General features: G+C 78.7%; 16 protein-coding genes. 15 read left to right on the forward strand and 1 reads right to left on the reverse strand.

What is annotated here, in order from left to right:
* Positions 1-197 precede the first annotated feature (197 nt).
* Positions 198-1460, reverse strand: coding sequence for a DUF1015 family protein (locus ACRYMN_RS03675; protein WP_432492095.1), 1263 nt, complete (start codon positions 1458-1460; stop codon positions 198-200).
* 66 nt (positions 1461-1526) lie between these two features.
* Here ACRYMN_RS03675 and ACRYMN_RS03680 point away from each other — a divergent pair, with 66 nt between their 5' ends.
* From ACRYMN_RS03680 to ACRYMN_RS03750, 15 genes are all read left to right on the forward strand, one after another.
* Positions 1527-1976, forward strand: coding sequence for a tetratricopeptide repeat protein (locus tag ACRYMN_RS03680; RefSeq protein ID WP_432492097.1), 450 nt, complete (start codon positions 1527-1529; stop codon positions 1974-1976).
* Positions 1973-3121: an HAD-IIA family hydrolase gene (locus ACRYMN_RS03685; RefSeq protein ID WP_432492099.1), complete on the forward strand. Its 1149-nt coding sequence runs from the start codon at positions 1973-1975 to the stop codon at positions 3119-3121. The genes ACRYMN_RS03680 and ACRYMN_RS03685 overlap by 4 nt, the downstream gene beginning before the upstream one ends.
* Before the next feature lie 10 nt (positions 3122-3131).
* A complete protein-coding gene (locus ACRYMN_RS03690; protein ID WP_432492101.1) occupies positions 3132-3347 on the forward strand; it encodes a hypothetical protein in 216 nt (71 codons plus the stop codon).
* 1 nt (position 3348) lies between these two features.
* Positions 3349-4158, forward strand: a complete 810-nt coding sequence (locus tag ACRYMN_RS03695) for a TlyA family RNA methyltransferase (RefSeq protein ID WP_432492103.1) — start codon at positions 3349-3351, stop codon at positions 4156-4158.
* Positions 4155-5111, forward strand: coding sequence for an NAD kinase (locus ACRYMN_RS03700; RefSeq protein ID WP_432492105.1), 957 nt, complete (start codon positions 4155-4157; stop codon positions 5109-5111). The genes ACRYMN_RS03695 and ACRYMN_RS03700 overlap by 4 nt, the downstream gene beginning before the upstream one ends.
* 16 nt (positions 5112-5127) lie before the next feature.
* Positions 5128-6942, forward strand: a complete 1815-nt coding sequence (recN, locus tag ACRYMN_RS03705) for a DNA repair protein RecN (protein ID WP_432492270.1) — start codon at positions 5128-5130, stop codon at positions 6940-6942.
* Positions 6943-7045: 103 nt separating this feature from the next.
* Positions 7046-8269 (forward strand): putative cytokinetic ring protein SteA, encoded by a 1224-nt coding sequence (gene steA, locus ACRYMN_RS03710; protein ID WP_432492107.1) that lies wholly within the window; start codon positions 7046-7048, stop codon positions 8267-8269.
* Between the two features lie 67 nt (positions 8270-8336).
* The gene (locus tag ACRYMN_RS03715; RefSeq protein WP_432492109.1) at positions 8337-9329 is read left to right on the forward strand and encodes a copper transporter; all 993 of its coding nucleotides are present in this window, start codon (positions 8337-8339) and stop codon (positions 9327-9329) included.
* On the forward strand, positions 9326-10189 hold the full coding sequence (locus ACRYMN_RS03720) for a hypothetical protein (RefSeq protein WP_432492111.1): 864 nt from the start codon (positions 9326-9328) through the stop codon (positions 10187-10189). Before ACRYMN_RS03715 ends, ACRYMN_RS03720 begins: the two co-directional genes overlap by 4 nt.
* A complete protein-coding gene (gene murJ / locus ACRYMN_RS03725) occupies positions 10186-11808 on the forward strand; it encodes a murein biosynthesis integral membrane protein MurJ (protein ID WP_432492113.1) in 1623 nt (540 codons plus the stop codon). The genes ACRYMN_RS03720 and murJ overlap by 4 nt, the downstream gene beginning before the upstream one ends.
* Before the next feature lie 42 nt (positions 11809-11850).
* Positions 11851-12981 carry a glycosyltransferase family 4 protein gene (locus ACRYMN_RS03730; protein WP_432492272.1) on the forward strand — a complete coding sequence of 377 codons (1131 nt, stop codon included), beginning with the start codon at positions 11851-11853 and terminating at the stop codon, positions 12979-12981.
* A gap of 11 nt (positions 12982-12992) precedes the next feature.
* Positions 12993-14735: a CTP synthase gene (gene pyrG, locus ACRYMN_RS03735; RefSeq protein WP_432492115.1), complete on the forward strand. Its 1743-nt coding sequence runs from the start codon at positions 12993-12995 to the stop codon at positions 14733-14735.
* Positions 14732-15403 (forward strand): NUDIX domain-containing protein, encoded by a 672-nt coding sequence (locus ACRYMN_RS03740; protein WP_432492117.1) that lies wholly within the window; start codon positions 14732-14734, stop codon positions 15401-15403. Before pyrG ends, ACRYMN_RS03740 begins: the two co-directional genes overlap by 4 nt.
* A gap of 66 nt (positions 15404-15469) precedes the next feature.
* Positions 15470-16471: a tyrosine recombinase gene (locus ACRYMN_RS03745; RefSeq protein WP_432492274.1), complete on the forward strand. Its 1002-nt coding sequence runs from the start codon at positions 15470-15472 to the stop codon at positions 16469-16471.
* 263 nt (positions 16472-16734) lie between these two features.
* Positions 16735-17589 (forward strand): ParA family protein, encoded by an 855-nt coding sequence (locus ACRYMN_RS03750; RefSeq protein ID WP_432492276.1) that lies wholly within the window; start codon positions 16735-16737, stop codon positions 17587-17589.
* The last annotated feature ends 161 nt before the right edge of the window (positions 17590-17750 follow it).

The raw sequence follows: 17750 nt of genomic DNA on the forward strand, positions 1-17750 counted from the left end.
CCGCCCCCCCCCCCCCCCACCCCCCCCCCCCCCCCCCCCCCCCCCCCCCCCCCCCCCCCCCCCCCCCCCCCCCCCCCCCCCCCCCCCCACCCCCCCCCCCCCCCCCCCCCCCCCCCCCCCCGCCCCCCCCCCCCCCCCCCCCCCCCCCCCCCCCTCTTCGCGTTCACGCCGGCGCGTCAGCCGGGACGGGCCAGCACTCAGCGCAGCCGCAGCACGGCTCCGGCGAGCGGCTTCGGGCGGTACGACGTCGTCTTGCGTCCCATGAGGCGTCCCTGCGTGACCGCACGCGCGAGCTCGCTCCAGCGCGGAGCCGGCAAGAGCACCACGTCGACGCCGTCGCCGGCTTCCAGGACCGCACCGGGGTCGGTGGTGTACTGCACGAGCTGCCCCGGCACGCCTCCAGCCGCGAGCATCTCGTCGACCCACGCCGCGGCGCCCGTCGCCGTGGCGGTGCCCCCCGGCGTGTGCAGCAACCACGTGTCCCCGGCGCTGAGCAGCACGCACTGCGGCTCCTGCAGGCCGGCGACGGCCTCGCGCCCGGCGACGGCCTCGCGCAGCGCCGTGCCGTCCACGGGTGCCAGCACCTCGGCGCGGGGCGCGGCCCGGACGAGCAGCTCTCCCGCTCCACGGGGGGCGACGCGGTGCAGCGCCCGCACCTCCAGCGGTGCAGCGCCGGGGACGGCCAGGGCGGCCAGCACCGCGCTCGTGCCCGCCGTCGACCTCTGGGCGTCGCGCTGGGCGGCGCTGTAGCGGTGGTGACCGTCACCGATGATCCACCGGCGACCGCCTGCAGCCGTCGCCAGGGCGTGGACCTGGTGCTCGTCGTCGACGCGCCACACGTCCACCGCGGTCCCGGCGCCGTCGCGGGTCGACGCGACGTGCGCCCCGTGCCGCGTGACCTGTTCCACGAGCGGACCGAGCGCAGGGGCGTCCACGGGGTCGTCGCCCGGCCGGGCGACCCCGGCGTCGGCCAGCAGCAGGGGCTCGGAGTCGACCCGGGTGGCCTCGAGCCGCTCCAGGCGGGAGCGCACAGCGTGCTCCATGGTCGCCTCGTGGGGGTGGACGCGCTCGTCGCCGTGGGCGCCGACCGTCAGCTCCCCGAGGAGGAACTGGTGCGAGCGCCCCCCGGCGCTCTGCTGCAGGACGTACAGCGACGGGGGGTCCTGCACCAGCACCCCCCGCTGCAGCCACGTGAGCACCGCCGGGCGCGGCCCGTCGCCCGGGTCCGCGTACTCCGGGCGCTCCAGGTGCGTGACCAGGTGCGGGCCGGCCGCCAGGGCGGCCTCGCGCCGCTCGCGCGCGATCTCCGTGTGCGGCGGGGCCAGGACCGACCCGAGCGGACCGACCACGTCCTCGTCGTAGCGCAGACCGGGGAACGGGCGCAGCAGCGGTGCCGACGGGGCCGGGTCCCTGGACGCGGCCGGAGCGGTGGCGCGCGCCCCCGTGCGTCCGGCCTCCACCCGGCGCATCCTACGGTCGAGCCGTGCTGCGCCGCGGTCACCGCGCCCGTCCCAGGAGGTCCTGCCGTGCCCGACGATCCCGACGCCGCGACCGCTCCCGACGGTGGGGCGCGCGAGCCGGGGCGGCCCCGGGGCGGCCCGTACGAGTGGCTGCAGCGCGGGCTGGCCCTGCTGGCCGACGGCGAGGCCGCCGCCGCGGCCACGCTGCTGGCGCGCGCCCACGCCCAGGAACCCGGCTCCACCGGTGTCCTCGAGGCGCTGGCCCGGGCGCAGTACGACGCCGGTGACGTCGCCGCCGCCGCCGAGTCCTTCCGCCACCTCGCCCAGGCGCGGCCCGCCGACGACTACGCTCACTTCGGTCTGGGGCTCAGCCTCAGCCGCCTCGGGCGCTTCGGCCTGGCCGCCGAGCACCTGGCGATGGCGCACGCCATGCGCCCGGACCGGCCCGAGTACGCCGACCGTCTGCGACAGGTCCGCGCCACCCTGGCGGCGCGGCAGAGCCCGGGGAGTCCGTGAGCACCACCGAGAGCACCAGCGCCACCACCGGGTCCGGCGCCACGCCGACCACGCTGCGCGGCACCGCCGGCGCGCTGCTCACCGAGCACGACGCCGTCCTGCTGGACCTCGACGGCGTCGTCTACGTGGGGCCCCACGCCGTCCCGCATGCCGCCGACTCGCTCACCGCCGCCGCCGGCGGCGGCGCGCGGCTCGCCTACATCACCAACAACGCCTCCCGCCCGCCGGCCACCGTGGCCGCGCACCTGCGCGAGCTGGGCGTGCCCGCCGAGGACGGCGACGTCGTCACCTCCGCCCAGGCCGCGGCCCGCCACCTCGCGCAGCGCCTGGCCCCCGGTTCCCCGGTGATGCTCGTGGGTGGGGCAGGGCTGCGCGAGGCGCTGGAGCTGGCCGGGCTGACACCGGTGGCATCCCTGGCCGACGGGCCCGCGGCCGTGGTGCAGGGCTTCTCCCCGGACACCTCCTGGGCGCGGCTGGCGGAGGCCACCCACGCGGTGCGCTCCGGCCTGCTGTGGGTGGCCACCAACCTCGACGCCACCGTGCCCACCCCCGGCGGGCCGGCCCCCGGCAACGGCCTGCTCGTGCAGCTGGTCGCCAGCGCCGCCGGTCGCCGGCCGGACGTGGTGTGCGGCAAGCCGGAGCGCGCGCTGTTCGACGAGGCGGTCGAGCGGCTGGGCGCGCGGCGGGCCCTGGTCGTCGGCGACCGGCTGGACACCGACCTGCAGGGCGCGCGCACCGCCGGGCTGACCGGCCTGCTCGTGCTGACGGGGGTCACCGGTGTGGCGGAGCTCTTCGCCGCCGGCGAGCACGAGCGCCCGCACCTGGTCGGCCGCGACCTGCGCTCGCTGGGCGACGCGCACCCCGCCACGGTGCTCGAGGAGCGCGACGGTGCGCTCACCGCCCGCTGCCGCGGGGCCGAGGTGCGCGTGGCCACCGGCGCGGCGGAGGTGACCGCTGCGCACGGCGGGCCCGACGGGCTGGACCTGCTGCGCGCCGCGAGCGAGGCGGTCTGGCGCGTGCGCGACGCCGGGCTGGACGAGCGCTGGGGCGTGGACACCGCCACGCTGCTCGAGCCGGTCGCGCGCAGCGTGGACGCCGCGCCCGCGGCGGGCGGCGGGCACGGCGCTGTCGGGCGCGGCTTGTAGCCTCACCCGGGTGAGCGAGCAGTCCACCCCGCCGCCCCGGCCCGCGCCGCCCGCCCGTGCGGCGGCGGGGCCGACGCGCCCCGAGGAGGGCGCCGCCGAGCGGGCGCTGCAGCGGGCCCTGGGCCGGCTCGACGAGCTCGACGCCCTCCAGGTGCACGAGCACGCCGCCGTCTACGCGGAGGTCGACGACGCGCTGCGCGAGCGCCTGGCCGGCACGGAGGGCTGACGTGGCCCGACGGCTGCGCCTGGACACCGAGCTCGTGCGCCGGGGCCTGGCCCGCTCCCGCGAGCACGCCGGGGAGCTGGTGGCCGCCGGCCGCGTGCGCGTGGGCGGCACCGCGGCCGGCAAGGCGGCCACCCAGGTCGACCCGGGCGCGGCGATCGTCGTGGAGGAGCGCGAGGGCGAGGTCGCCTACGTCAGCCGGGGGGCCCACAAGCTCGTCGGCGCGCTGGACGCCTTCGGCGTGCAGGTGGCCGGGCGCCGCTGCCTGGACGCCGGGGCCAGCACGGGCGGCTTCACCGACGTGCTGCTGCGGCGCGGGGCCGGGCACGTCGTCGCCGTCGACGTCGGCTACGGCCAGCTGGCCTGGCCGCTGCGCCAGGACCCGCGCGTGACGGTGCTCGAGCGCACCAACGTGCGCACCCTGCAGCCCGAGCAGGTCGCGCCGGCGCCCTCCCTGGTCGTGGCCGACCTGTCCTTCATCTCCCTGGCCCTCGTCCTGCCCGCGCTGGTGCGGTGCGTCACCCCGGAGGCTGAGCACGTGCTGATGGTCAAACCCCAGTTCGAGGTCGGCCGGGAGGCCCTCGGCGCCGGCGGCGTGGTGCGCAGCGCCGCGCTGCGCGCCGACGCGGTGCGCTCGGTGGCCGCCGCGGCCGCCGGCTGCGCTCTGGGGGTGCGCGGCGTGGCCGCGAGCCCGCTGCCCGGCCCCAGCGGCAACGTGGAGTACTTCCTGCACCTGGCCGCGGGCGCGCCCGCCCTGGACGAGGACGCCCTGCAGCGCGCCGTCGCCGAGGGCCCGCAGGCGGGGCTGTCGTGAGCGCCACCGCCGTCGGCGCGGCGGGCGGGGTCCCCGCCGCGGGCGCGCGCAGCGTGCTCGTGCTGGCCCACACCGGCCGCCCCGAGGCCGTCACCGCGCTCACCCAGGTGGTGCGCCGCCTGCACGACGCGGGGGTGCGCACCCTCATGACGCCGGAGGAGGCGCGCGCTCTCAGCGTCTCCGACCGCCGGCTGGTGGCCGAGCGCGACCTCGAGGGCGCCGTCGAGGGCGCCGAGATGGTCATCGTCCTGGGCGGTGACGGGACGATCCTGCGCGCGGCGGAGCTGGTGCGCGGCACGAGCACCACGCTGCTGGGCGTCAACCTCGGCCACGTCGGCTTCCTGGCCGAGGCCGAGCGCGAGGAGGTCGTCGGCACCGTCTCGCGCGTCGTGGCCGGCGACTACCGCGTCGAGGAGCGCATGACGCTGGACGTCGAGGTCGTCCTCGACGGCGAGGTCGTCGCCCGCTCGTGGGCCGTCAACGAGGTCTCCGTGGAGAAGGGCAACCGCGAGCGCATGATCGAGGTGGTCGTCGACGTCGACGGCCGCCCGCTGAGCACGTTCGGCGGCGACGGCGTCATCGCCGCCACCCCCACCGGCTCCACCGCCTACGCCTTCTCCGCCGGCGGCCCGGTCGTCTGGCCCGAGGTCGAGGCCCTGCTCGTCGTGCCGATCAGCGCGCACGCCCTCTTCGCGCGCCCCCTGGTGATCGCCCCCACCTCCAGCGTGGGGGTGGAGGTGCTGCCCAGCCTCGACGACGGCGGGGTCGTCTGGTGCGACGGGCGGCGCACCTTCGCCGCCCCCACCGGCGCGCGCGTGGAGGTGCGCCGCTCGGCGCAGCGGGTGCGCCTGGCCCGGCTGAGCACGGGCATCTTCACCGACCGGCTCGTGGCGAAGTTCGGCCTGCCGGTGCACGGCTGGCGCGGCCCGCGCGCGGCCGCGGACGGGGCGTGACGCCGTGATCGAGGAGATGCGCATCCGCCAGCTCGGCGTCATCCGCGACGCCCGTCTGCCGCTGGGCCCGGGCCTGACCGTGATCACCGGTGAGACCGGTGCGGGCAAGACCATGGTCGTCACCGGCCTGGGGCTGCTCATGGGCGAGCGCGCCGACGCCACCGCGGTGCGCGCCGGCGCCGAGTCCGCCTCCGTGGAGGGCAGGCTCAGCGTCGACCCCGACGGCCCGGCGGCCGTGCGCGCCCGCGACGCCGGCGGGGAGCTGGACGAGGGCGAGCTGGTGGTGGCCCGCACCCTGTCCGCCGGCGGGCGCAGCCGCGCCCACGTGGGCGGGCGCGCCGCGCCCGTGGGCGTGCTGGCCGAGCTCGCCGAGCAGCTGCTGGCCGTGCACGGGCAGACCGACCAGCTGCGGCTGCGCTCGCCGGGGCAGCAGCTGCGGGTGCTGGACGCCTTCGCCGGGGCGGCGCTGGACGCCGACCGCACCGCGTACGCCGAGCGCTTCTCGCGCTGGCGCGCGCTGGCCGCCGAGCACGACGACCTGACCGCGCGCGCCGTCGAGCGCGCCCGCGAGGCGGAGCTGCTGCGCCTCGGCCTGGAGGACGTCGCGCGCGTGGACCCGCGCCCCGGCGAGGACGTGGCCCTGCGCGAGGAGGCCGGCCGGCTGGCGCACGTGGAGGTCCTGCGCAGCGCGGCCGCCGGGGCGCACGAGGCCCTGACGGGCGAGAGCGCCGGCGGTGAGGACGGTCCGGGCGCCGGCGCGGACGTGCTGGTCGAGAGCGCCCGGCGCGCGCTGGCCCTGGCCGGCGAGCACGACCCGGCGCTGGCCGCGCTGGCCGCGCGCGCCGGCGAGCTGTCGTACCTGCTGGCCGACCTGTCCACGGAGGTCGCCGCGTACGCCACGGGCCTGGAGGCCGACCCGGCGCGCCTGGCCGCGGTGGAGGAGCGCCGGTCGCAGCTGACCGCCCTGGTGCGCCGCTTCGCCCCGGTGCCCGGCGAGGACGGCCTGGAGGGCGTGGACGCCGTGCTGGCGTGGGCGCAGCGCTCCGCGGCCCGGCTGCTGGAGCTGGACGACGACGGGCGCCTGGAGCGGCTGGCCGCCGAGCGCGACGCCGTGGAGGGCGAGCTGCGCGAGCTGGCGCGGCGCCTGAGCGAGGCCCGCACCCGCGCCGCGCGCGAGCTGGAGGAGCGCGTGGCGGCCGAGCTGGCGGCCCTGGCCATGCCCAGCGCGCGGGTGCGCGTGCAGGTGCGCACCGGTGCGGAGCTGGGCCCGCACGGGTGCGACGCGGTGGAGCTGCAGCTGGCCGCGCACTCGGGGGCCGGCTACCGGCCCCTGGCGCGCGGGGCCTCCGGCGGGGAGCTCTCGCGCGTCATGCTCGCGCTGGAGGTGGTCCTGGCCGGGGCCGACCCCGTGCCCACGATGGTCTTCGACGAGGTCGACGCCGGTGTGGGAGGGCGGGCGGCCGTGGAGATCGGCCGGCGGCTGGCGGCCCTGGCGCGCAGCACCCAGGTCATCGTCGTGACCCACCTGGCGCAGGTGGCCGCCTTCGCCGACGCGCACCTGACGGTGGTCAAGACCGACGACGGCAGCGTCACCGAGTCCGGCGTGGTGCGCCTGGACGACGACGGGCGCGTGGAGGAGCTGGCGCGCATGCTCTCCGGCCGCGGCTCGGGCACCGCGCGGGCGCACGCCGAGGAGCTGCTGCGCTCCTCGCGCGAGGAGGCCGCCCGCGCCGCCGCACCGGCGCGCCCACCGTCGCGGCGGCCGGCCCCGCCGCGCGTGCGACGATCGGCGCGCACCGCCGACCGCGCGGCCGACCGCGCCGGCGGCTGAGGCCGTCCGTCGCGGCGGGCCGGGGGCGCGGCGGCACCCGGCGGGGCGGCCGCCGCGGGACGAGGAGCGAGGACGGCCGTGCCGTCGGGTGAGGAGCAGCAGCGTGAGCAGGCGCCGGTGGGGACGCGGGCCGGCCCGGGCGGGCGGCGCGGGCGGCGCCGCGCAGGTGCGCACCGGCGCCGTGGCGGGCACCGCCCGCGTCGACCGGCGCACCAAGGCGCTGACCAAGCGGCTGCGCCCCGGTGACGTCGCGGTCATCGACCACCTCGACCTCGACCGCGTCTCGGCCGAGGCCCTGGTGGCCTGCGCGCCGGCGGCCGTGGTCAACGCCTCCGCGAGCACCTCGGGGCGCTACCCCAACCTCGGCCCGGAGATCCTCGTCTCCGCCGGGGTGCCGGTGCTCGACGCCGTGGGCACCGGGGTCATGACGGCGCTCGCCGAGGGCACCCGCGTGCAGCTGGACGGCGAGGAGCTGCTGGCCGACGGGGAGGTGCTCGCCCGCGGCCGCCGGCTCACGCCGGAGCTGGTCGCCGCCGACGCGGAGACCGCCCGCGCCGGGCTGTCCCTGCAGCTGGAGGCGTTCGCGGCCAACACCATGGAGTACCTGCGCCGCGAGCGCGACCTCCTGCTCGACGGCGTGGGCGTGCCCGACGTGCGCACCCCGCTGGAGGGCCGGCACGTGCTCATCGTGGTGCGCGGGTACCACTACAAGGAGGACCTCGTCACGCTGCGCCCGTACGTGCGCGAGTACAAGCCGGTGCTCATCGGCGTCGACGGCGGCGCCGACGCCATCCTCGAGGCCGGCTGGAAGCCGCACATGATCGTCGGCGACATGGACTCCGTCTCCGACGCCGCCCTGCGCAGCGGCGCGGAGGTCGTGGTGCACGCCTACCGCGACGGGCGCGCCCCCGGCCTGGAGCGCGTGCGCCGGCTGGGCATCGACGCCGTGGTCTTCCCCGCCACGGGCACCAGCGAGGACGTGGCGATGCTGCTGGCCGACGACAAGGGCGCCAGCCTCATCGCCGCCGTGGGCACCCACGTCACCCTGGTGGAGTTCCTCGACAAGGGCCGCGCGGGCATGGCCAGCACGTTCCTGACCCGCCTGCGGGTGGGCGGCAAGCTCGTCGACGCCAAGGGCGTCTCGCGCCTGTACCGCTCCCGGGTGTCCGACGCGCAGGTGCTGCTGCTGGTGCTGGCCGGGGTGCTGGCCCTCGTGGCCGCCCTGGCCGTGACCCCCACCGGGCAGGCGATCCTCGCGGTGACCGGCGCGCGCCTGGACGGCGCGTGGGCGTTCCTGACCGGCCTGCTGCCCGGGGTGGGGCCGTGAGCGCCGCCGTGCGCCTCAGCGCCGCCCCGCGGCGCCCCCGACCGGCTCGACGACGACAGGACGCGCAGTGATCGACTTCCGGTACCACGTGGTCTCGCTGGTGTCGGTGTTCCTGGCCCTGGCCGTCGGCATCGTCCTCGGTGCCGGCCCGCTCAACGAGGGCATCTCCACCGGCATCACCGACCAGGTGCGCCAGCTGACGCAGAGCAGGGACCAGCTGCGCGCCGAGCGCGACCAGGCGCTGACCACCGGTGAGGCGCAGGACGCCTGGGCGGAGGCGGTCTCGCCCGCCCTGGTGGACGGCCAGCTCGCCGGGCGCGCCGTCGCCGTCGTCGAGCTGCCCGGGGCGGACTCCGGCCAGGCCGACGCGGTCGTGGAGGCGCTGCTCGCGGCCGGCGGCACCGTCTCGGCGCGCGTGACCGTGCAGGACGAGTGGACCGCCGAGGAGGGCGAGCAGGCGCGCCGCGGCGCCGCCGAGCAGCTGGCCGCCCGCCCGGGCGAGGCGTCCGCGCCGGCCCCCGCCCAGGACGGCTCCGGGGAGGGCGCCGGTGACGGCTCGGCCGAGGTGCTGGCCGCGGCCCTGGCGCGCGCGCTGGTCACCCCCGACCTGGCCCAGACCGTCGTGGCCGACCCGGCCACCGGCGAGGTGCTGGCCGCGCTGGGCGACGCCGGGCTCGTCGAGGTCGACGGGGACGTCACCGAGCGCGGCACCCTGGCCCTGGTGGTGGCCGGCGCCGGCGACCCGGACACCAGCGAGGCGCAGGCCGAGGTCGAGGCGGCGGCCTGGGACGCGCTGGCGCGGCAGCTGGACGGCGCCTCGGCCGGCGCGGTGGTGGCCGGGCCGACGCAGGTGGGGGAGAGCACGGGGGCCGTGGCCGCCGTGCGCGCCGACTCCGACCTGGCCGACCGGGTCAGCACGAGCGACGACGTCGACAGCGCCGTCGGGCGCGTCAACGCCGTCCTGGCGCTGCGCGAGCAGCTCTCCGGCGGCGCCGGGCACTACGGCACGACCGCCTCCGCCACGGCCGTCGCCCCACCCCTGCCGCAGGTCGCGCGGTGAGCGGCGCGCTGCTGCGCAGCGCCGCCGCGGCGGCGCTGGCGGTGCGCTGCGCCCGCTCGCTCGGCGCCGGGCTGCCCACCCGCGTGCCCGGCGGGGCGGCGCGCTGGGAGCGGCGCAACCACCGCGGCGACGCGGTCACCCTCCTGGAGGGGCCGTCGGTCGCGCTGGCCGCGGCGGCCGGTGCGCTGGCGGCCGCGCCGCGCTGGCGCTCGGCCGCGGTGCTCGCCGCGCTCGGCGGCGGCGCGTGCGGTGCGCTCGACGACCTCGGCGAGCGGCGCGGGGAGCGCGAGGCGGGCGCGCGCGGGCTGCGCGGCCACCTCGCGGCGCTGCGCCGCGGCCGGGTGACCACGGGAGCGCTGAAGGTCGCCGGCCTGGGCGCCACCGGCGCCGCGTGCGCGCTGCTGGTGGCCCCGCGCGCGCCGCGCCACCGCCGGGAGCTGGCCCGGCTCGCCGTGGACGCGGCCCTGGTGGCCGGCAGCGCGAACCTGCTCAACCTCTTCGACCTGCGGCCCGGGCGCGCCGGCAAGCTCGCGCTCGTGGTGGCCGCGTCCCTGGCGACGGGTGCGCCCGGCAGCACCGGCGCGGCCCGGGCGCGACCCCCCGCCGCGGCCGCGGCGGCCGCGGCCGCCGCGGTCCTGCCCGACGACCTCGCCGGGCGCAGCATGATGGGCGACACCGGCGCCAACGCCCTGGGCGCGCTGCTGGGCGTGGCGTGCCTGGCCCGCTGGGGCGGCGCGGGCCGCGCGGCCGCGCTGGCCGTCGTCACCGCCCTGACGCTGGCCTCCGAGCGCGTCAGCTTCAGCCGCGTCGTCGAGGCGTCCCCGCTGCTGCGGGAGCTGGACCGGCTCGGGCGTCCGTGAGGGCCGCGCGCTCGGTCGCCGCGGCGGCCGCGTCCGTGGCGGTGCTCACGGTGGCGGCCCGCCTGGCCGGCTCCGGGCGGCTGCTGGCCTTCTCCCAGACGGTGGGCGACACCTGCCTGGGCACCGTCTACACCACCGCCAACCAGGTGCCCAACGTCCTGTTCGAGGTGGTGGCCGGCGGGGCGCTGTCCGGCGTGCTGGTGCCGCTGCTGGCGGCCCGGCTGGCCTCGGGTGACCCCGCCGAGCGCGCCGCCGCCTCGCGCACCGCCTCGGCGGCGCTGACGTGGAGCGTGCTCGTGCTCGTGCTCGTGGCGGCCGGCGCGGCGCTGCTGGCGCGCCCGCTGGTGCGCCTGCTGCTCAGCGGCACCACCGCCGCCGCGTGCGACGGCGACCCGGTGGGCACCGGCGCGCTGATGCTGTGGGTCTTCCTGCCGCAGGTGCCGCTGTACGCGGTGGCGGTCGTGCTGGCCGGTGCGCTGCAGGCGCAGCAGCGCTTCACCGCCCCGGCGGCCGCGCCCCTGGTCTCCAGCCTGGTCGTGGCGGGCACGTACCTGCTCGTCGGCCTGCTGGTGGCGCCCTCCGCCATCGGCGCCGGGCTGGCGGGCGTGCCGGGCACGGCGGTGGCGGTGCTGGCCGGCGGCACCACGCTGGGGGTGGTGGCGCTGGCGGCCACGCACGCCCCGGCGCTGCGCTCGGCGGTGCGCTGGCGCCCGGCGCTGCGACCGGCGCCGGGCGACTGGCCCCGGCTGCGCTCGCTGGCGCTGTCCGGGCTGGCGGTGCTGCTGGTGCAGCAGGTGGTGGCCGTGGCGGTGACGGTGCTGGGCAACGACGCCGCACCGGGGGCGGTGAACCGCTGGAGCTACGCGTGGGCGCTGTTCCTGCTGCCGCACGCGGTGCTGGCGGTGCCGGTGGCCACGGCGGTCTTCCCGCGCCTGGCGGGCGCGGCCGAGCGCGGCGAGCGCGCCGAGCTGGCCGACCTGCTGGCCCGCTCGGTGCGCACGGTGCTGCTGGTCAGCTCGCTGGGCGCGGCGGTGCTGGCGGCCACCGCGCTGCCGGTGGCGACCGTCTTCGTCGGCGGGCGGGTCGGCTCCGGGCTCACCGGGGACCTGTCCCTGGCCCTGGTCGTCTTCGCCCCGGCCCTGCTCGGGCACGGCCTGGTGGCGCTGCTGACCCGCGCGCTGTACGCGCTGGGCGCCGGGCGCGCCGCCGCCGCCGGGACGGTGGCCGGCTGGGGCCTGGTGCTGGCCGGGGTGCTGGCCGGGGCGCTGCTGCTGCCGCCGGGGCGCGTGGTGACGGCGCTGGCGGCCGCGCACGCCGTGGGCCTGTCGCTCTCCGGGCTGCTGCTGGCGCGCGCCGCGCGCCGCTCGGCCGGCGCCGGGGCGCTGGCCGGGACGGGCCGCGCGCTGCTGGCCGCGGCGGTGGCCGCCGCGGCGGGCGCGGCGGCCGGGCGGGCCCTGACGCTCCTCGTGGACGCCGACGGGCCGGTGGCCGCCGTGCTCACCGCCGTGCCGGCGGCGGCGCTGGCGTGCGCGGCGTGGCTGCTGGTGGCGCGGCTGCTGGCGCCGGGGGAGCTGCGCGCGCTGGGCGGGGCGGCGGGACGGGTGCTGCGCCGCTCCTGAGCGGCGCACGGCGCGGGACGGGTCGAGCGGGGAGGGGTGGACGTGGTGGGTGGTGCTGGACGCGCCGGTGCGGAAGGGGCGGTGGTGCTCGTGCTGGGCACCAGCGCCGGCGGGGTGGGCCGGCACGTGGCCGAGCTGAGCGCGGGGCTGGCCGCGCGCGGGGTGGCGGTGCACGTGGCCGCCCCCGCCGCGACGCTGCGCACCTTCGGCTTCGCCGCCGCGACGGCGCCGGTGGAGGTCGGCGCCTCCCTGGACCCGGTGCGCGACGCCCGCGCCGCGCTGCGCCTGCGCCGGGCCCTGCGCGCGCCGTCGGCGGCCGGGGCGGTGGTGCACGCCCACGGCGTGCGCGCGGGCCTGGTGGCGGCCCTGGCCGTGCGCGCCCTGCGCCCCCGCCCGGCGCTGGTGGTCACGCTGCACAACGCCGTCCTGGGCTCCGGTGCGCGCGCCCGCCTCGGCAGGGCGGTGCAGGACGCGGTGTGCCGCTGCGCCGACGCGGTGCTGGCCGTCTCCGGCGACCTGCTGCAGCAGGCGCGGGCGGCCGGCGCGCACCGCGCGCAGCGGGCGCTGGTGCCGGCACCGCCGCTGCCGCCGGGGCGGGCGGTGCTGCCGCCGGGGGAGCCGGTGGTGCTGGTCGTGGCGCGGCTGGCGCCGCAGAAGGGCCTGGACGTGCTGCTGGACGCGGTGGCGCTGCTGCGCCGCCCGGTGCGGGTCCTGGTCGCCGGCGACGGCCCGCTGCGCGAGCGGCTGGCCGCGCGGGTGGCGGCGCAGGAGCTGCCGGTGCACCTGCTGGGCGCGCGCGGCGACGTGCCGGACCTGCTCGCCTCCGCCGACGTGGTCGTCAGCGCCAGCACCTGGGAGGGGCAGCCGGTGTTCGTGCAGGAGGCGCTGCGCGCGGGCGTGCCGGTGGTGGCCACCGACGCCGGCGGGACCGCGGAGGTCACCGGGGACGCGGCGGTGCTGGTGCCGGTGGGCGACGCGGCGGCGCTGGCGGCGGCGCTCGAGCGGCTGCTGGCCGACCCGGCGCTGCGCCGCGAGCGCGGCGCCGCCGCGCGCGGGCGCGCCGCCGCGCTGCCGACGGCCGCCGACGCGCTGGAGCAGGTCCTCGCCGAGCACGCGGCCGCCCGCCGCGCCGCGGCGCGCCGCGCGTCGGGCGGTGCCCGCGGAGTCGGGTAACCTCGAAGTCCGTGGCGAACCGCAGCAACCCCGAGTCCCCCACCCAGCACGTCTTCGTCACCGGGGGGGTGGCCTCCTCCCTGGGGAAGGGGCTGACGGCCTCCAGCCTCGGTCGCCTGCTCCGCGCGCGCGGCCTGCGCGTGGCGATGCAGAAGCTCGACCCGTACCTGAACGTGGACCCGGGCACGATGAACCCGTTCCAGCACGGCGAGGTGTTCGTCACCGACGACGGCGCCGAGACCGACCTGGACATCGGCCACTACGAGCGCTTCCTCGACGTGCGCTTCGACGCCTCGGCGAACGTGACGACCGGGCAGGTGTACTCCTCGGTCATCGCCAAGGAGCGGCGCGGGGAGTACCTGGGCGACACCGTGCAGGTCATCCCGCACATCACCAACGAGATCGTCGAGCGCATGCGCGCCCAGGCGCGCGAGGACATCGACGTCATCATCACCGAGGTCGGCGGCACCGTCGGCGACATCGAGTCCCTGCCGTTCCTGGAGGCCGCCCGCCAGGTGCGCCAGCGCATCGGGCGCGACAACGTGTTCTTCGTGCACGTCTCCCTGGTGCCCTACATCGGCCCCAGCGGTGAGCTGAAGACGAAGCCGACGCAGCACTCGGTGGCGGCGCTGCGCAGCATCGGCATCCAGCCCGACGCGGTGGTGTGCCGCTCGGACCGCGAGATCCCCGAGGGCGTCAAGCGCAAGATCGCCTCGATGTGCGACGTGGACGACGAGGCGGTGGTGGCCTGCGTGGACGCGCCGTCCATCTACGACATCCCCAAGGTGCTGCACCGCGAGGGCCTGGACGCCTACCTGGTGCGCAAGCTGAACCTGTCGTTCCGCGACGTGGACTGGTCCACGTGGGACGACCTGCTGCGCCGGGTGCACAACCCGCGCCGCCGCGTCGAGGTCGCCCTGGTCGGCAAGTACGTCGACCTGCCCGACGCCTACCTGTCGGTCACCGAGGCCCTGCGCGCGGGCGGCTTCGCCGAGGACGCCAAGGTGGACATCCGCTGGGTGGCCGCCGACGAGTGCGCCACCCCCGAGGGCGCGCGCAAGCACCTGCACGGCGTGGACGCGGTGTGCGTGCCCGGCGGTTTCGGCGTGCGCGGCATCGAGGGCAAGCTCGGTGCGCTGCGCTGGACGCGTGAGAACGGCGTGCCCACGCTGGGGTTGTGCCTGGGCCTGCAGTGCATGGTCATCGAGTACGCGCGCAACGTCGCGGGCCTGGCGGGGGCGAGCTCGACGGAGTTCGAGCCCGACGCCGAGCACCCGGTCATCGCCACGATGGACGAGCAGAAGCACATCGTCGCCGGTGCCGGCGACATGGGCGGCACGATGCGCCTGGGCTCGTACGAGGCGGTGCTGCAGAGCGGTTCCGTGGTCGCCGCCGCCTACGGCAGCGAGCGCATCTCCGAGCGGCACCGGCACCGCTACGAGGTCAACAACGCCTACCGCGCGCAGCTGGAGGACGCGGGCCTGGTGTTCTCCGGGCTGTCCCCGGACCGGGAGCTGGTGGAGTTCGTCGAACTGCCCCGCGAGGAGCACCCGTACTACGTGGCCACCCAGGCGCACCCGGAGTTCAAGTCCCGCCCCACCCGCGCGCACCCGCTGTTCTCCGGCCTGGTGGCCGCCGCGCTGCAGCGCCAGCGCGAGGAGCAGCTGCTCGACGTCGAGCCCGAGCCGGCCGAGGAGCACGCGCACCGTCCCGCGGCCGAGCTGCCCGCCGAGCTGTCGGAGGTGACCGCGTGAGCGGTTTCCCCGAGGAGCTGGACGTGCCCGTCGTCGCCGGCGCGGACCTCGCCGACACCCGCGTGGAGCGGGCGCTGCGCTCCACCGAGGTCGTCTTCACCGGTCACGTGTGGGACGTGGTGCGCGAGGAGGTGGAGCTGCCCGGCGGCGAGACCGTCGCGCGCGACGTGCAGCGCCACCCCGGCGCGGTGACGGTGCTCGCCCTGGACGGCGAGGAGGACGTGCTGCTGCTGCGCCAGTACCGCCACCCGGTGCGCCGGGAGCTGTGGGAGCTGCCGGCGGGCCTGCTGGACGTGGACGGGGAGGCGCCGCTGCGCGCCGCCCAGCGCGAGCTCGCCGAGGAGGCGGACCTGGTGGCGGCCGAGTGGGCCGTCGTCGTGGACTGGTTCAACTCCCCGGGCGGTTCCAGCGAGGCCAACCGCATCTACCTGGCGCGCGGGCTGTCGGCCGTGCCGGAGCACGAGCGGCACGAGCGCGAGGACGAGGAGCGCGACCTGGTGCCGGTGCGCGTGCCGCTGGAGGAGGCGGTGCGCGCCGTGCTGGAGGGGCGCCTGCACAACCCCGGCACGGTCATCGGCGTGCTCGCCGTGCACGCCGCGCGCGCGGCGGGCTGGTCCACGCTGCGCCCGGCCGACGAGCCGTGGCCGGAGGGCGTGCTGCGCCGCTGACGCGCTGCGCCGCGTCGCTGCCCCGCCGGCGCCGGCGGCTGCCCTAGTGTCAGCCGCGTGCCGCCCGTGAGCCCCGCGCCGCCCGCCGACGTGCTCGGGGGCGTGCGCGAGCCGGCGGGGCCGCTCGTGGGCGCCGTGCGCGACTACCTCGGCCACCTGCAGGTCGAGCGCGGGCTGTCGGAGAACACCCTGGGCGCCTACCGGCGCGACCTGCGCCGCTACCTGCGCTTCCTGGCCGCGCGCGGGGTCGACGACGCGGCGGCCGTGGACGAGGCCACCGTCAGCGCCTTCGTCGTGGCCCTGCGCACCGGCGCCGACGGCGGTGCGCCCCTGACCGCCAGCTCCGCGGCGCGCACGGCCTCGGCCGTGCGCGGCTGGCACCGCTTCCTGCACGCCGAGGGGCGCAGCGGCGCCGACCCCGCCTCGCTGGTGCGCCCGCCGGCCCCGCCGAGGCGCCTGCCGGCGGCGCTGACGGTCGAGGAGGTCGCCCGCCTGCTGGACGTGGCCGGTGCCGGCGAGGGCCCGGCGGCGCTGCGCGACCGCGCCCTGCTGGAGCTGCTGTACGGCAGCGGCGCGCGCATCAGCGAGGCCGTGGGCCTGGACGTCGACGACGCCTCCCCGCAGGTGCTGGGCGAGACCGGGGTGGTGCGCCTGCGCGGCAAGGGTTCGAAGGAGCGGGTGGTGCCGCTGGGCTCCTTCGCGCGGCGCGCGCTGGAGCAGTACCTCGTGCGCGCGCGCCCGGAGCTGGCTTCGCACGGGCGCGGCACGCCGGCGCTGTTCCTCAACAGCCGCGGCGCGCGCCTGTCGCGGCAGAGCGCGTGGGCGGTGCTGCAGGCCGCCGCCGGGCGCGCCGGCATCGCGCGGGCGGTCTCCCCGCACACCCTGCGGCACTCCTTCGCCACCCACCTGCTGCGCGGGGGCGCCGACGTGCGCGTCGTGCAGGAGCTGCTCGGGCACGCCTCGGTGGCCACCACGCAGGTCTACACGCTGGTCACGGCCGACTCCCTGCGCGAGGTGCACGCCGAGACGCACCCCCGCGCGCACCGCGCACCCCGCCCCGCGGACTAAGGTCGTCGCGCCAGCGCACCTGCGCGACCGCGGAAGCGGGGCGCGGGGCACCGCCCGAGACAGCCCGAGGAAGTGCCACGCCAGTGACCAGCGAGCCCTCGACGTCCGCCCCCTCGTCCCCGCCGGTGCCCGGTGCGACGGGCGCGCCGACGGGGGCGCCGCAGCCCGCCGAGCCCGCCGAGCCCGCCGAGCAGCAGGTCTCGCAGCAGCGCGCCGAGCGGGGGGCGGAGCAGGTCCCGGAGCCCGGCGCGGGGCAGGGGGCCATGGAGCTGGGGCCGCAGCAGGGCCCCACGGGCCGGCCCGTCCCCGACTTCCCCGTCCCCGCGCCGCTGCAGCAGCACGGCCCGGCCCGCGTCATCGCCATGTGCAACCAGAAGGGCGGGGTGGGCAAGACCACCACGACCATCAACCTGGGCGCCGCGCTGGCCGAGTACGGCCGCCGGGTGCTGCTGGTGGACTTCGACCCGCAGGGCGCGCTGTCGGCGGGCCTGGGCGTGAACTCCCACGAGCTGGACCGCACCGTCTACCAGCTGCTCATGGAGCCGGGCACGGACGTGCGCGAGGTGGTGCGCGGGACGGGGCTGCCGGGCCTGGACCTGCTGCCGGCCAACATCGACCTGTCGGCGGCGGAGGTGCAGCTGGTCGGCGAGGTGGCGCGCGAGAGCGTGCTGGCCCGGGCGCTGCGCCCGGTGCTGGCCGACTACGACGTCGTGCTCATCGACTGCCAGCCCTCGCTGGGCCTGCTGACCGTCAACGCCCTGACCGCCGCGCACGGCGTGGTGATCCCGCTGGAGTGCGAGTTCTTCGCCCTGCGCGGGGTGGCGCTGCTGGTGGAGACCATCGAGAAGGTGCAGGAGCGGCTCAACCCCGTCCTGGAGGTCGACGGCATCCTGGCCACGATGTACGACGGGCGCACCCTGCACAGCCGCGAGGTCGTCTCCCGCGTGGTGGAGGCCTTCGGCGACGACGTCTTCCACACCGTGATCGGGCGCACCGTGAAGTTCCCCGACGCCACGGTGGCCGCCGAGCCGATCACCGTCTACGCCGGCAACCACCCCGGCGCCGAGGCCTACCGGCAGCTGGCCCGCGAGCTCGTCGCGCGCGGCGACGTGGCGTGAGCGCGCCCGGCCGCGTGCGCCGGGCTCGAGGCGGGGGACCACTGACCGTGACGCCTGCTCACGAGCGGTCAGTCCTGTGGGCCGAGTGGATGGTTCGCCCGGGTGACCAGGTGCACGCCGGGCCGCGGCTCGGCCCGGCGGTTATGGTGCGCCCGGGTCGT

This window comes from Kineococcus gypseus (assembly GCF_050871305.1).
GTDB lineage: Bacteria > Actinomycetota > Actinomycetes > Actinomycetales > Kineococcaceae > Kineococcus > Kineococcus gypseus.